We start from the raw sequence: 14960 nt of genomic DNA, 5'->3' as shown, positions 1-14960 counted from the left end.
GATGCCCACGATGATGAAAAGCGCGTCACATCTGTGTCAAGGCATTGGAACACTTGACCTTTAACGAGTTAGGTCTACAGTCCCTTGAACCGATGACCCGTCAGGAAGGGGACACCGAACGATGCGTGGTCTGAGCAGAAGGGCCCTGTTCGCCTCCACGGCCGCCGGAGCCGGCGCGGCGCTGTTGCCCGCGGCGCCCGCCGGGGCGAGGCCGCGGTCCGGGCCGGCGGCCGGATGCGCGCGGTACCGCGCCGACTACCACTTCACCGTGCCCGACCAGTGGAAGAACGACCCGCAGCGCCCGGTCTGGATCGACGGCGAGTACCACTGCTACTACCTCTACAACGCCGACTACCTGGACGGCCTGGAGGGCACCGCGTGGCGCCTGGCCACCAGCACCGACCTCGTCTCCTTCACCGACCGGGGCATCGCCGTCCCCAAGGACACGACCGTCAACGGCGACGTGTGGTCGGGCTCGGCGGTGGTCGACACCGCGGGCACGGCCGGCTTCGGCGCGGGCGCGGTCGTCGCCGTCGTCACGATGTCACCCGGCGGCGGCACCGACCACCAGGAGCAGTTCCTGTACTACTCGACGGACGGCGGCCGTACGTTCACGAACCACGGCACCGACCCCGTTCTCGCCAACCCGGGCGTCCTCGACTTCCGCGACCCCAAGGTGATCCGCGACGACGACCGCGACCGCTGGGTGATGGCCCTCGCCGAACGGAACAAGGTCGGCTTCTACCACTCGACGGACCTCAGGTCCTGGACGTACGCGGGCGCTTTCGTCAAGGACGGCCTCGGCGTCCTCGAATGCCCCGACCTGTTCCGCATCACCGCCGACGACGGCGCCGTGAAGTGGGTGCTGGGCGTGAGCGCGGACGGTACCGGCTCCGGGCAGCCCGCCACCTACGCCTACTGGACCGGTTCGTTCGACGGCGCGGCGTTCACCGCCGACTCCGCCGACCCGCAGTGGCTCGACCACGGCTGGGACTGGTACGCGGCCGTCACCTTCGAGAAGCGGAACCCGGACGGCACGGTGGACCCGGCCACCCGCCACGCCCTCGGCTGGCTGAACAACTGGGCCTACGCGCACACCACACCCACCATCGACGCAGACGGCTTCAACGGCACCGACTCGATCGTCCGCGAGATCACCCTGAGGAAGACAGCCTCCGGCGGCTACCACCTCGCCTCCCGGCCGGTCCCCGCGCTCGACGCCTATGTCTCCCGGACCGTGCGCCTCGGCGACCTGACGGTCGACGGCACCCGCACGCTCGACCACACCGGCATCTCGTACGAACTGACCACTGAGATCACCTGGTCCGAACTCACGGGCGCCGGCGTCCAGTTGCGCCGTTCCCCGGACGGCGTACGGCACATCGACGCCGGGGTGTACGGCGACTACGCATTCCTCAACCGGCGCGGCACGGTCAACCCCGACACCGGCGGTACCCGACAGGAGAGCCGTACCCCGTTCGACCGGTCCGCCGGCCGGGTGCGGCTGCGGATCCTCGTGGACCGCACGTCCGTCGAGATGTTCGTGGACGACGGCCGGTACGTGCACTCCGCCGAGGTGTTCCCCTATCTGGTCGACGACCGCCTGGCCCTGTTCAGCGTCGGCGGCACGGCCGTGTTCCGGAACACGGTGATACGGGAGTTCGCCGTGCCGGGGCGGAGAGTGCCACGATCTCCCCGGTAGCGGATACGGACGAGCACCGGAGGGCGCATGGCGACGGACAGGGCGACCGCGGACGGAACGGGCCGCGTCCCGGGCGTGGAGGTGCGGCCGGTCGCCGGGCACATCGGCGCCGAGATCACCGGCGTCGACCTCGCCGAGCCGCTGGACGACGCGGTGACCGCGCTCATCAGGGACGCGGTGCTGCGCTGGAAGGTGGTGTTCTTCCGCGGCCAGCGGCTCGACCACGCCGGGCACATCGCGTTCGCGCGCCGTTTCGGCGAGCCGGTGGTGCTCCCGCGCCGCGGACCGCACTCGCCGCCCGGCTTCCCCGAGATCGAGACCACCGCCGACCGGCTGGAACTGGGCGGGCGGTACGGCATGGACCACGACGAGTGGCTGGGCCGGCGCCGGCACACCCTGCTGCGCGGCTGGCACTGCGACCACGGGGCCCGCGTCGATCCGCCGGCCGCGACCGTCCTGCGCGCCGAGGCCGTCCCGCCCTACGGCGGCGACACCACCTGGGCCAACCTGGCCGCCGCCTACGCGGGACTGTCCGCACCGGTCCGCGCCTTCGTCGACGGCCTGCGCGCCGAGCACCGGCTCGGTGTCGGCTACCAGCCCCGGCCCGGCGACGACGCCTACGTCCGCCACCTGCTGGACCACCAGGTCGCCTCCGTGCACCCGCTGGTCCGGGTGCATCCGGAGACCGGGGAGCGGGTGCTGTTCGTGAACGGCTACTACGTCGAGCAGATCACGGACGTCTCCCGGCCGGAGAGCGCGGCGCTGCTTCAGATGCTGGTGGAGCAGGCCGTGCGCCCCGAGTACACGGTCCGCTTCCGCTGGGAGCCCGGCAGCGTCGCCTTCTGGGACAACCGGGCCACCATGCACCTGGCCCCGAGCGACCACGCGCACGTGGGCTCCCCGCGGGTCATGCACCGGGTGATGCTCCACGGCGAGGTGCCGGTCGGGGTGGACGGGCGGCCCTCCGAACCGGTCACCGGCACGGAAGCGGGCCGCTGGTGACTCAGCCGGCGGGCCGCCACCCCAGCGCCGGACCCAGCCGCGTCGCCATGTCGGTGAGGATCTGCACGTAGTCCTCGTGCTCGAACGCGAACGGCAGCGCGAACGCCACCTCGTCGACCTCGCGGAACGCGGCGTGCGCGTGCAGCCGTTCGGCCAGCTCCGCGGAGGTGCCGACCAGGTCCGGCGCGAACAGCAGTCGCGCCGGGCCCTGCGGGGAGGTCGTGCGGGGCAGGCGCCCGGCGGCGTAGGACTCGTACATGGCGCGCTGCCGCGGTGTGGCCGAGTCGGTGGGGATCACCACCAGCCCCTGGGAGACGCGGGCCGCCTCCCCGTCCGGGTGGTGGGCGCGGAACGCGCGGATGTGGGAGAGCTGGATCTCCGCGAAGTCCAGCGGCGCCCCGGGGTTCTCCGCCTTGACGACGCTGCTCGTCAGGAAGTTCATGCCGTGCTCGCCGGCCCAGCGCGCCGAGCCGAGGCTGCCGCCGCCGTACCACAGCCGCCGGCCGAGCCCGGGGGAGTGCGGCTGGACGACATCGCTGAAGACCTCGATCCCCTCCACCCCGCTGAAGTCGGTGGCGGGCTTGCCGCGCACCAGGTCCAGCAGCCGCCGCACGCGCTCGTAGGAGAAGTCCTCCGCGTCGGCGGTGTCCGGGTAGAGGGCGTCCTTGACCTGGTCGTAGTGCAGGGGCGGGCCCACGCTGACGCCCGGGTTCAGCCGGCCGCCGGACAGCACGTCCACCGTCGCGAGGTCCTCGGCGAGCCGCAGCGGGTTCTCCCAGCCGAGCGGTGTCACCGCGGTGCCCAGCGCGATCCGGCGGGTGCGCTGCGAGGCGGCGGCCAGCACGGCGACCGGGGACGATATGCCGTACTGGAGATGCCGGTGGCGGACCCAGGCGCTGTCGAATCCGAGCCGCTCGCCCAGCTCGATGATCTCCAGGGTGGACTCGTGGCCCCGGCCCGGGTCCGCAGGGTCGAACAGGCCGATGGTGAGGAAGCCCAGCTTGCGCAACGGGCGAGGGGTGGACGGCACGGGCTCCTCCAGCGGTCGTACGTCGGCTCCGCACCGATTCTCGCAGGCGAGTGTGACAACCGTGTGATCAGTTCGCCCGGCCCCTTGATCACGCCGGCGGGGACAGCGGGATGACGACCTCGTCCTCGACCGGCGGGTCGACATCCTGCGGGCGGTTGCCGGTCGCGGCGAAGCAGCGCAGCCGCACCGCGTCCGGACCGACGTCCAGCCGCAGGAAGCACTTGAAGAAGGGCGGGCTGTAGGTGGCGGAGGACGGCGAGAACAGCTGGGTGTAGATCTTCCGGACGGGCAGCCGGAACCGGGCGGGCCGGCCGGGGCGGCGGCCGGCCCCGAGGAGGCTCGCGACCAGGCGGGCACGGCGGGTGACCCGGACGTCCGGGCCGGGTGCGCGGGCCGGCTCGATGCCGAGCCGTTCGGCGACCACGGCCGTCGCCTCCGCCTCGGTGAGGGTGAAGAAGCGGCGCAGCCGGAGCCTGCGGCCGTACAGGCGGCTGTAGAAGGCGAGCGAGTCGCCGCGCAGCGGGTAGCAGCGGAACGCGTCCTCGGTGACACCACCGACCGAGACGCGCGGGACGGTGTGCGTGGCGTGCATGAACGCGCCGCCGCCGCCCGCGACGACGTACTGGATCGTGCGGCCGTCCACGTCGACCGGATACCGCTGGTAGTTGTGGATGTCACCGCCGATCGCGGCCACGTAGTGGTGCTCGGGAGCCCGGACGATCTCGTCCACCGTGCCGCCGCCCTCGATGGGGCAGGGGTGGTGCTCCCCGTCGACGTACAACGGCGATCCGGTGACGAGGATCTTCGGCCGGGGCCCGCGGGATATCTCCCGCAGCCAGGCGCCCTGTTCGGCGTCGACCGTGCCCAGCAGACCGGTGTCGATGCCGACGATCCGCACCGGTCCCGCGTCGATCGCCCAGTACGGGCCCGGCTGTACGGCCTGTTGGCCCGGCGCCGAGCGCAACTCGCGTGCCGAGGCCAGCCGTCGCTCGTCGGCGGGGCGCGCCCGGTGCCACAGCAGGGAGCGCCACCAGGCGCGGGTGAGGGGGCGGGGCCGGGGCTCCGGGCCGGGCGGCGGGGTGTCGGCGCAGAAGACCCGCATGAAGGCGCCGAGGTCCTCGTACCAGTCGTGGTTGCCGGGGATCGCGTAGATCGGCGCGGGATAGTCCTGGTACGGCCGGAAGAACTTGTCGCCGTAGTCCTCGGCGCTGCCGACGGGGTAGATGACATCGCTGGCGATCACCGCGAAGTCGGTGTCCCGGCCCGCCTCCAGCAATCCCGGCACGACGGCGTACTGGGAGTCGCCCCCCTCGCCCGTGTCCCCGATGACCAGGAAGGAGAACCGTTCCGGTACGTCCCGCCGGATCACCTTGTCCGCGGGCGCTCCCGCCGTCGCCCGCGCGGCCACCCAGCGGCTGCGGGTACGGCCCGTCGGGTCGCCGAACCAGGACGCCAGCACGCCGTTGCGGGCGGCCCACAGAACGCGCGGGTTCAGCCACGACAGCTTCTCGACGTGGTCGGGCATCAGCCGCTTGTAGGTGCCGGGTTCGGACGCGCCCCAGCCGGCGCCCTGTGCGGTATCGCGTGAGGAGTCAGACACGCGGTGCACGGTAACAACGTGCCGGTCAGCGGCGAGAGGCCGGGGTCTTGCCCAACGTGCCCGGCGCCCGGGCCGGTTCGGGGCACGCTACGCTCTGCGCGACGGTGCGCACCCTCCTCCCGAACGGAAACGGATCGCATGGAACTCTCCTTCGCCGGCCGGGTCGTCGAGTGGCGGGGACCGTCGCCGTACTACTTCGTCGCCGTGCCCCGCCAGGAATCCGCGGACATCGGCGAGGTGGCCGCCCAGGCCACCTACGGCTGGGGCGCGATCCCCGTCACGGCCAGGATCGGCGGAACCGACTTCGCCACCTCGCTCTTCCCGAAGGACGGCACGTACCTGCTCCCGCTGAAGAAGGCGGTGCGCACGCCGGAAGGACTCGCGGTGGGCGACGAGGTGGCCGTGGAGCTGACCGTGCGCCTGTAACGGCGCCGGTGCCGGACGGTCACGGCTCGCGGGCGGGACCCCCGTGCTCCGCGACGACCTCCGGGGCGGGTGAACCGGGCTCCGGGCGCCACCGGGTGACCGGCACGACGCCGGGGTCGACGAGGCGCAGCCCGTCGAAGAACGAGGTGATCTCCTCCACGGTCCGCAGGTGGTACGGGACGGCGCCGCTGTTGTTGCAGGCCCCCTGGGCCCGCTCGAAGACCGGGTCGACGCCCGACGACCCGTCGTTGACGCAGAGGTGGCTGCCCGCCGGCGGGGCGGCCATCAGCCGGTCGACGAGGGAGCGGGCCTGGTCGTGGCCGACGACATGGCCCAGGATGTCGCTGAGGACGAGCCCGGTCGGCCGGGTCGGGTCCGGCGTCTTCGTGGCGGCGGCGAGGATGCGGTCCGGGTCGGTGGCGTCGGCGTCGATGTAGGCGGTCGCGCCCTCGGCGGAGGAGCGGAGCAGCGTCCGGGCGTGGGTCAGGACCATCGGGTCGTTGTCGACGTACACGATCCGTGACTCGGGTGCGGGCCGCTGGGCGACCTCATGGGTGTTCCCGGCGGTCGGCAGGCCGGTGCCGACGTCCAGGAACCGCCGGATGCCCGCCTCGCGGACCAGGTAGGTGAGGGTGCGGCGCAGGAAGGCGCGGCTGCCGCGGGCGAGGGTGACGATGCCGGGGAAGACGGCGGCGTACGCGTCGCCGGCCCGCGCGTCGACCGGGCAGTTGTCCTTGCCGCCGAGCCAGTGGTTCCGGATGCGGGCCGAGTGCGGCACCGACGTGTCGATCCGCGGGTGCGCCGCCGACGCGGGGGTCGTGGCCGGATCGGTCATGATCGTGCCCCTCGCTTCAGCCGAGGCATGGATTCCGCCACCCCTCGACCTGTGCCCCGAAGCCCTGCTCCCACCTCCCTGTTCGCGCTTCCGGGCCGATAGGGAAAACCCTCGATTGACCCGCCGTGAGGTGACATGGCTCGGTCAATGCTGTCATTCTCCCTCAGCACGCTGATCCACCCCACCCGTTCCTGGATCACGGCCCCGCACAGCTCAGCTCACCCCGGGCAGCAGACCCGTCTGCCCGTCTGTCACCGGCCGCCGACCGGCGGTCGCAGCAGGAGGAGTACGAGTGAGACCCCACAGACCCCTTCCCCACAAGCGGGCCACGGTCGGAGCCGCCCTGGTCTCCACCGCGGCCTTCCTCGCCGTCGGCCTCCAGGCCGTCCCGGCGACCGCCGCACCGGCCGCAGTCCACCCCAGCCCGCTGCGCGCCGGCGGCCTGGAGGCCAAGCTCAGCCCGGCCCAGCACCAGGCGCTGATCAAGAGCGCCCGGCAGCGGACCACCACGACCGCCCGCGCCCTCGGCCTCGGCGCCCAGGAGAAGCTGGTCGTCAGGGACGTCGTCAAGGACAACGACGGCACCCTGCACACGCGCTACGAGCGCACGTACGCCGGACTGCCCGTCCTCGGCGGCGACCTCGTCGTGCACACCCCGCCCGCCTCGCTGGCCAAGGGGACCGTGAGCACCACCTTCAACAACAAGCGCACGATCAAGGTGCGTTCCACCACCGCGACCGTCAGCAAGGCCGCCGCCGCGACCACGGCCCTGAAGGCCGCGAAGACCCTGCGCGCCGAGAAGCCCACCACCGACAGCGCCCGCAAGGTGATCTGGGCCGGCGACGGCACCCCGAAGCTCGCCTGGGAGACCGTGGTCGGCGGACTCCAGGACGACGGCACGCCCAGCCAGTTGCACGTCATCACCGACGCCACCACCGGCAAGGAGCTGTACCGGTACCAGGCGGTCAAGACCGGCACCGGCAACACCCAGTACAGCGGCACCGTCACCCTGAACACCACGCTGTCGGGCTCGACGTACCAGCTGTACGACACCACGCGCGGCGGTCACAAGACGTACAACCTCAACCGGGGCACCTCCGGCACCGGCACCCTGATGACCGACACCGACGACGTCTGGGGCGACGGGACCGGCTCCAACACCCAGACCGCCGGCGCCGACGCCGCCTACGGCGCGCAGGAGACCTGGGACTTCTACAAGAACACCTTCGGGCGCAGCGGCATCCGCAACGACGGCGTCGCCGCCTACAGCCGCGTCCACTACAGCAGCGGCTACGTCAACGCCTTCTGGGACGACAGCTGCTTCTGCATGACCTACGGCGACGGCTCGGGCAACACCCACGCCCTGACCTCGCTGGACGTGGCCGGCCACGAGATGAGCCACGGTGTCACCTCCAACACCGCCGGCCTGGAGTACAGCGGTGAGTCGGGTGGCCTGAACGAGGCGACCAGCGACATCTTCGGCACCGGCGTGGAGTTCTACGCGAACAACTCCAAGGACGTCGGCGACTACCTCATCGGCGAGAAGATCGACATCAACGGCGACGGCTCGCCGCTGCGGTACATGGACAAGCCGAGCAAGGACGGCGGTTCGGCGGACAGCTGGTACTCCGGCGTCGGCAACCTGGACGTGCACTACTCCTCGGGCCCGGCGAACCACATGTTCTACCTGCTCTCCGAGGGCAGCGGCACCAAGGTCGTCAACGGCGTGACCTACAACAGCCCGACCTCCGACGGCGTCGCCGTCACCGGCATCGGCCGCGACGCCGCGCTGAAGATCTGGTACAAGGCGCTGACGACGTACATGACGTCCAGCACCAACTACGCCGGCGCCCGCACCGCCGCCCTCAACGCGGCAGCCGCGCTGTACGGCACCAACTCCACGCAGTACGCCGGGGTGGGCAACGCGTTCGCCGGCATCAACGTCGGCAGCCACATCAACCCGCCGAGCAACGGGGTGACGGTCACCAACCCGGGCAGCCAGTCCGCCACCGTCGGCACCGCCGTGAACCTCCAGATCCAGGCGAGCAGCACCAACAGCGGCGCGCTGACCTACAGCGCCTCCGGTCTGCCCGCCGGCCTGTCGATCAACAGCTCGACCGGTCTGATCTCGGGGACGCCCACCACGGCGGGCACGTCCAGCACCACCGTCACGGTGCAGGACTCCACCGGCGCGACCGGCACCGCCACCTTCGGCTGGACGGTCAGCGCGACCGGCGGCGGCTGCACCTCCACCCAGCTGCTGAGCAACCCCGGCTTCGAGTCGGGCAGCACCGGCTGGACCTCGACGAGCGGCGTCATCACCACCGACAGCGGTGAGGCGGCCCACAGCGGCTCCTACAAGGCGTGGCTGGACGGGTACGGCTCCTCGCACACCGACAGCGTCTCCCAGTCGGTGACGATCCCCGCGGGCTGCAAGGCGACCCTGACCTTCTACCTGCACGTCGACACCGCCGAGACCGGCACCAGCACCCAGTACGACAAGCTGACGGTGACCGCCGGTTCGAAGACCCTCGCGACCTACTCGAACCTGAACGCGGCCTCCGGCTACACCCAGAAGACCTTCGACCTGTCCTCGCTGGCGGGCTCCACGGTCACACTGAAGTTCAACGGCGTGGAGGACGCCTCCCTCCAGACCAGCTTCGTCGTGGACGACACGGCCCTGACGACCGGCTGAGCCGGCGCTGGTGACAGCGGTCCCGCACCCGGCCGTCCGGGTGCGGGACCGCTCGCGTGTCAGCTCAGCGGATCCAGTGTCAGATACGCCTGCTGCGGGCTGCCGTCGTGCACCAGGGACTCCTGGTTGCCGACGTCGTCGAAGGCGAACGCGTACGCCTTCCCGTCGGCCATCTGCGCGTGGATCGCGCGCGCGTAGTGATTGGTCACCGCGTCCCGGTAGAAGTTCGCCGTCGTGGTGTCCGGCTGGCTGGGGTTCACCAACAGGGTCGACCGGTTGAAACCGGCGCACAGCGTACGGGAGATGGGGCCGCGGACCTGGTCGTTGGGCGCGTCCAGCAGCTTGTGGCAGCCGAAGACGCTGGCCGCGTCGGGCTTCTGGAAGCTGGTGACGACCGCGCCGGAAGCGTTGGTGAAGTTCATGACGTTCCCGGAGACACGGCCGTAGTACTTGGTGTTCGGCTGGTCCGCGAACGGCGTGACGGTCAGCGTCGACGTCGTGTACTTCTGCCAGACCCGGCCCACGTAGTCGTCCATCGCGTTCGCCGGCAGCGCGCCGGTCTCCACGCCGTACAGCGGGGACAGCGCGCGCAGCACGGTGCCGTCGGAGCGGGTCTGGATCAGGCCGGCCCAGCCGCCCGGCTGCGCGCGGAGCGCGTTGAAGAAGCCGTTCCAGCCGCCGGACTTCAGATGCCCGGTGCTGCTGACGCTGCCGTCGGCCCGCTGCACGCCGACCGCGTACGGCGCCGAGAACATGTCCACCTGGGTGCTGTTGAGCCACAGCCCGGAGTCGTTGAGCGTGTACTCCGACCAGTTGAAGAGGATGTTCCGGTTGGGGTCGGACGGGTTCTGGACGGCGGGCTGCACCAAGCCGCCGGTGGTGAGCCTGAAGTCGAGCTTCTGGCCGTACGAGAAGTAGATGCGGCCGGAGAACTTGGGGATGCGGATGGTCGTGGACTGCCCGGCGGCCGGGCCGGGTATCGCCGCGTCCGGTGCGGGAGTCGGCGGATTGCCGCCCGCCGGCCAGGCGTGGAAGGCGCCGCTCGCGTCGGCCCAGCCCTGCCGACCCGAGGACAGCTGGGTACCGAGGTCGTAGAGGTACAGCGGCTCGGAACGGCCCGAGTTGTTGGTGATCTTCAGCGGGATGGTGTCGGGGACGGCGGCGTCGGCACGCTCCGGTGCGCCGAGGGCGAGCAGTCCGCCGAGCAGCGCCGCGGCGGCGGCCAGGGGGAGCGCGCGCCGGGGAAGCGCGCGGCGGGTGAGCCTGTGAGGCACTCTCCACCTCCGTGTGGGGTCGGGGTCGTACGGACGTGGTCCGTACCGCTGTGAGAGCGCTCTCAGACTCATGCTCGGACGGGTGCATGTCAATGACATGGACGAGATCGGCCCGGCGCCCGCCCACCGGGCGGACGCCGGGCCCGGCGTCAGAACGTGCGCCTGGACAGCGTCAGAACGTGCGCTTGAGCAGACCGAGCAGCGCCGCCCAGTGCCGCTCGTCGGCCTCCTGGTCGTAGGCCGGGGTGTCCGCCTGGGTGAAGCCGTGGTGGGCACCGGCATACACCTCGCAGGTGTGCCGCACCCCGGCGGCGGTCAACGCCTCCTCGAAGCGCGCCACCTGCTCCGGGGGCAGCGACGGGTCCTCGTCGGCGTGCCCGAAGTAGAGCTCCGCGGTGATGTCCGGGGCCTGGAGGTGCGGGCTGTCCGGGTCGTCGGTGGCGAGGCGCCCGCCGTGGAAGCCGGCCCCCGCCGCGACGCGGTCCGGGTGGGCGCCCGCGGTCCACAGCACGAGCCGGGCGCCCATGCAGTAGCCGGTCAGCGCGGCCGGGCCGTCGGCCGCGACCGGGCTGTCGGCCAGCCATCGCAGGTAGGCGTCGGAGTCCCGCCTGACCTGGTCCGGCGTCAGCCCGGACACGATCGGACCGAGCCGCTCCCAGAGGGCCGGGTCGGCGCCCGGGTCGATGAACTCGGGCAGCCGAAGGACCGGCGCCCGGCCCAGGCGGTAGAACACGTTCGGCACCAGCACCGTGTATCCGGCGCCGGCGAGCCGGTCGGCCATCGACCGCAGGTACGGCCGCAGACCGTAGGCGTCCTGGTAGAAGAGCACGGCCGGACGGGGGCGGCCGTCGGCCGGATGGACGAGGTAGGCGTCGGCGACGCCGTCCTCGGTGGGGATGTCGACGGCGGTCGCCTGGACATCGGTCATGGTGAGAAGGCCCTCCCTCGGGGATGGCGCGGGCGGCGGGTGCCCGCCCGGCGCCGCGGCTACGGCCATGCTGCCACGCAAGATCAGGTCCGGCGCACCCGGTGCCCCGGGCGCCCGCGTGCGGGGCGGTGCCGGCTCGCGTGGTGTCGGGGCCGGCGCTTACGTGGCCTGAGTGGTGCCTGTGGTGCCGGGTGCGGGGCCGGCGCTCGGGCGGCCCCTGTGATGTCCGCGTCGCTCGCACGCGGTGGCCGGTGCTCACCCGGCCGGGCGGATGTCCCCGGCACTCGCGTAGCGCGGCCAAGGCGCTCACCGGCTCCGCCCGGTGTCCCCGGTCTCACTCGAAGCGGCTGGTGTCCCCGGCGCCCCGTCGGACGATCTCCGCCTCGCCGCTGGAGAAGTCGACCACGGTCGTCGGCTCGGTGCCGCAGTCACCCGAGTCGACGACGGCGTCCACCACATGGTCGAGCCGGTCCTTGATCTCCCAGCCCTGGGTCAGCGGCTCCTCCTCGTCCGGCAGCAGCAGCGTGCTGGACAGCAGCGGCTCGCCCAGCTCCGCCAGCAGCGCCTGGGTGACCACGTGGTCGGGGATGCGCACGCCCACGGTCTTCTTCTTCGGGTGCTGGAGCATCCGCGGCACCTCGCGGGTGGCCGGCAGGATGAACGTGTAGCTGCCCGGCGTCGACGCCTTCACGGCCCGGAACACGTCGTTGTCCACCCGGACGAACTGTCCGAGCTGCGCGAAGTCCCGGCACATCAGGGTGAAGTGGTGCCGGTGGTCCAGCCTGCGGATGGAGCGGATCCGGTCGATGCCGTCCCGGCTGCCCAGCCGGCAGCCGAGCGCGTAGCAGGAGTCGGTCGGGTATGCGATGAGCGCCCCCGAGCGGACCGCGTCGGCGACCTGGCCGATGCTGCGCGGCTGCGGGTTCTCGGGGTGCACGTCGAAGTACTTCGCCATCTGCCGAGCTTATGCCGTCCCGGGGCGCCCGACGGATACCTATGACCTCATACCTGTTTGACATGGGTATGAAGCCATACCTATCGTTGCGGTCGTGTCCTCCCTGCCCGGATCCAGCGCTCCCCAGCGGGACGTCGACCGCGTCGCCCCGGCGCTCGCCGACGCCCTGCCCGCGCTGCACCGGGCCCTGGACCGGCTGGTCGCCCGCGACTACGCCCTCCCCAAGCCGCCCGAGGGCCACCTCAACCTGCTGCGCCACGTCGCCGAGCACGAGGGCGCCACGGTCCGCGAGGCCGCCGACGCCCTGCTGATGAAGCCCAACAACGTCAGCGCGCTGGTCTCCCAGCTCACCGAGCAGGGACTGCTGGAGCGCCGGCAGGACAGCACCGACAAGCGTGTCGTCCGCCTGCATCCGACGGCCGTGGCCCGGCGCCGCCTCGGTGAGGTGCGCGCCCTCCAGGTCTCCCATCTCACGGAGGCGCTGCTCTCGCTGACCGAGGGCGAGATGGACGCCCTGGGCTCGGCCCTCGGCGCTCTGCATTCACTGACGCGCGGGCTCCGTTCCGCTGCCCACTGAGCCGTAGCCCCCTACGGCGCCGGCGCCCGTGCGTGCCGTCGCCGATCGCCGGGGCGTAGGCCGTCGTGGGTGTTCTCCGCCGTCACCACCACACCCCTGCACCAGACGAGGCTTCGCCATGCCGTCCACCTCCGTGGATCACTCCGCCGTGCCCGCGTCGCCGGCGCCTTCCGCACCGCCCACGGCGCCGGACACCGCCGCCGCCCGGCGGCGCTCCAACCCCTGGCTCACCCTCTGCGCGGTCGCCTTCGGCCTGTTCATGGTCCAGCTCGACGGCTCCGTCGTCGCGATCGCCAACCCCGAGATCGGCCGCGAACTGCACGCGTCCACCGCCCAGTTGCAGTGGGTGACCAACGCCTACCTGCTCGCACTCGCCGCCACCCTCATCCTCGGCGGCAAGCTCGGCGACCGGTTCGGCCGGCGCACCTTCTACCTCGCAGGCGTCGCCGGATTCGCGCTCTCCTCCGTCGCCATCGGCCTGTCCGGCTCCATCACGGGCGTCGTCGCCTTCCGCGCGCTCCAGGGAGTCTTCGGCGGCCTGCTCATGCCGAACACCCTCGGCCTGCTGCGGGCGGTGTTCCCGCCGCGCAGGTTCGGCATGGCGGTGGGCATCTGGGCGATGGTCTCGGCCGTCTCCACGGCCCTCGGCCCGATCGCCGGCGGTCTGCTGGTGGAGAACGTGAGCTGGGAGTCCGTGTTCTACATCAACCTGCCCATCGGCGTACTCGCCTGCGCCTTCGGCGCGTTCGTGCTGCCGCAGTCGAAGAATCCGACCGGACACCACCGCTTCGACGTCACCGGGGTCGTCCTGCTCGCCCTCGGCCTGCTGAGCGTCGTCTTCGGTGTCGTCAAGGGTGAGACCTGGGGCTGGGCGTCGGCCGGCACGTGGGGCGCGATCCTCGCGGGTCTGCTCCTGCTCGTCGTCTTCGTCCGCCACGAGACCCGTGTCGAGCACCCGCTGCTGCCGATGCGGCTCTTCCGCAGCCGGGACCTGACGGTCGGTGCGGTCATCACCGCCCTCAACTTCTTCGTCATGCTGGGCGTGATCTTCTTCGTCATGCTCTACTTGCAGAACGTGCGCGGCCTGACGCCTGTGCAGGCAGGGGTCCGCACCCTCCCGCTGAGCCTCGCCTCGCTCGTCGCCTCCCCGCTCGGCGCCGCCCTGACCGAGCGCTTCGGCGCCCGCTTCTGCATGCCGCTCGGCATGCTGCTCCAGGCGGCGGCCTGCTTCACCATGCTCAGCTGGTCCGGCGACTCCTCGTACACCACCATGTGGCCGCCGTTCGTCGCGCTCGGCCTCGGCGTCGGCATGGTGCTCTCCGCCTCCTCCGACGCGGTCGTCGGCAACGCGCCGGTACGGGACGGCGGTGTGGCCGGCGGACTCCAGGCCACCACGCTCCAGATCGGCGGCGCCCTCGGCACCTCCGTGCTGGTCTCCGTCATCAGCGCCCGCGTCGGCGCCACGCTGCGGCCCGAGCTGACCGGCGCGGGCGTGCCGCAGGCCCTGGCCGCAAAGCTGGCCGAGGCCAAGGACGCGGTGGCGATGGGGGTGGCCCCCGTCTCCGGCACCATGCCGAACCCTCTCCGGGCGGCCGTGACCGAGGGCAGCGCACGGGCTTTCATGAACGGCCTGCACACCGCCGCGGTCCTCACCGGCACGCTCTGCGTCCTGGGCGCGGCCCTGGCGGCGGCCGGGATGAGGCGCGGGGGGACCGCCGAGGCGGAGTGAGGGTGCGGTACGGCGACGAAGGGGGCGAACGGGGTCGCGCCGGGCGGCCGGACACCGGGGGAGTTCCGGCGGTGGGTCCGGACGTGCCGGGCCTCGCCGGACCGGCCCTGGCAATCAGCCGGGGTTCGTCCGCGTACTTCCCGGATTCCGGGGCATCCGACCTGTGAGTCGCCCAGGGCCTTCCCCCCGCCCCGGGCGCGGCGTCTC

The 14960-nt window shown here is 72.0% G+C and carries 12 protein-coding genes; 6 read left to right on the top strand and 6 right to left on the bottom strand.

All coding sequences use genetic code 11. From position 1 onward, the window contains the following. Positions 1-121: 121 nt before the first annotated feature. Positions 122-1702 carry a glycoside hydrolase family 32 protein gene (locus IE273_RS13125; RefSeq protein ID WP_189815292.1) on the top strand — a complete coding sequence of 527 codons (1581 nt, stop codon included), beginning with the start codon at positions 122-124 and terminating at the stop codon, positions 1700-1702. Between the two features lie 27 nt (positions 1703-1729). Continuing rightward, the gene (locus IE273_RS13120) at positions 1730-2704 is read left to right on the top strand and encodes a TauD/TfdA dioxygenase family protein (RefSeq protein ID WP_189815291.1); all 975 of its coding nucleotides are present in this window, start codon (positions 1730-1732) and stop codon (positions 2702-2704) included. Position 2705: 1 nt separating this feature from the next. Here IE273_RS13120 and IE273_RS13115 read toward each other — a convergent pair whose 3' ends face one another. Both IE273_RS13115 and IE273_RS13110 read right to left on the bottom strand, forming a co-directional pair. After that, positions 2706-3734, bottom strand: a complete 1029-nt coding sequence (locus IE273_RS13115) for an LLM class flavin-dependent oxidoreductase (protein WP_189815290.1) — start codon at positions 3732-3734, stop codon at positions 2706-2708. 88 nt (positions 3735-3822) lie between these two features. Next, positions 3823-5334, bottom strand: a complete 1512-nt coding sequence (locus IE273_RS13110; RefSeq protein ID WP_189815289.1) for a metallophosphoesterase family protein — start codon at positions 5332-5334, stop codon at positions 3823-3825. A gap of 138 nt (positions 5335-5472) precedes the next feature. Between IE273_RS13110 and IE273_RS13105 the strand changes: the two genes are divergently transcribed. Continuing rightward, the gene (locus IE273_RS13105) at positions 5473-5760 is read left to right on the top strand and encodes a DUF1905 domain-containing protein (RefSeq protein WP_189815288.1); all 288 of its coding nucleotides are present in this window, start codon (positions 5473-5475) and stop codon (positions 5758-5760) included. Positions 5761-5779: 19 nt separating this feature from the next. On the opposite strand, the gene IE273_RS13100 is transcribed toward IE273_RS13105, so the two are convergent. After that, positions 5780-6595 carry an SAM-dependent methyltransferase gene (locus tag IE273_RS13100; RefSeq protein ID WP_189815287.1) on the bottom strand — a complete coding sequence of 272 codons (816 nt, stop codon included), beginning with the start codon at positions 6593-6595 and terminating at the stop codon, positions 5780-5782. A 292-nt stretch (positions 6596-6887) separates the two neighbouring features. On the opposite strand from IE273_RS13100, the gene IE273_RS13095 reads away from it, so the two are divergent. Further along, positions 6888-9290 carry a M4 family metallopeptidase gene (locus IE273_RS13095; protein ID WP_189815286.1) on the top strand — a complete coding sequence of 801 codons (2403 nt, stop codon included), beginning with the start codon at positions 6888-6890 and terminating at the stop codon, positions 9288-9290. Between the two features lie 59 nt (positions 9291-9349). Here the strand turns inward: IE273_RS13095 and IE273_RS13090 are convergent, their stop codons facing one another. The 3 genes from IE273_RS13090 to IE273_RS13080 form a co-directional block, all read right to left on the bottom strand. Beyond that, positions 9350-10564, bottom strand: coding sequence for a glycoside hydrolase family 64 protein (locus IE273_RS13090; protein ID WP_189815285.1), 1215 nt, complete (start codon positions 10562-10564; stop codon positions 9350-9352). A gap of 172 nt (positions 10565-10736) precedes the next feature. Further along, positions 10737-11492, bottom strand: coding sequence for a dienelactone hydrolase family protein (locus tag IE273_RS13085; protein ID WP_189815284.1), 756 nt, complete (start codon positions 11490-11492; stop codon positions 10737-10739). A gap of 334 nt (positions 11493-11826) precedes the next feature. After that, a complete protein-coding gene (locus IE273_RS13080; RefSeq protein ID WP_189815283.1) occupies positions 11827-12447 on the bottom strand; it encodes an L-threonylcarbamoyladenylate synthase in 621 nt (206 codons plus the stop codon). 103 nt (positions 12448-12550) lie between these two features. Here IE273_RS13080 and IE273_RS13075 point away from each other — a divergent pair, with 103 nt between their 5' ends. Both IE273_RS13075 and IE273_RS13070 read left to right on the top strand, forming a co-directional pair. Beyond that, positions 12551-13024, top strand: a complete 474-nt coding sequence (locus tag IE273_RS13075) for a MarR family winged helix-turn-helix transcriptional regulator (RefSeq protein ID WP_189815363.1) — start codon at positions 12551-12553, stop codon at positions 13022-13024. A 118-nt stretch (positions 13025-13142) separates the two neighbouring features. After that, positions 13143-14753 carry an MFS transporter gene (locus IE273_RS13070; protein WP_189815282.1) on the top strand — a complete coding sequence of 537 codons (1611 nt, stop codon included), beginning with the start codon at positions 13143-13145 and terminating at the stop codon, positions 14751-14753. The last annotated feature ends 207 nt before the right edge of the window (positions 14754-14960 follow it).

The sequence above is a fragment of the Streptomyces olivaceoviridis genome (assembly GCF_014650115.1).
Lineage (GTDB): Bacteria > Actinomycetota > Actinomycetes > Streptomycetales > Streptomycetaceae > Streptomyces > Streptomyces olivaceoviridis.
Note: the sequence above shows the minus strand (reverse complement) of the source record. Positions and strands in the feature narration are given on the sequence as shown.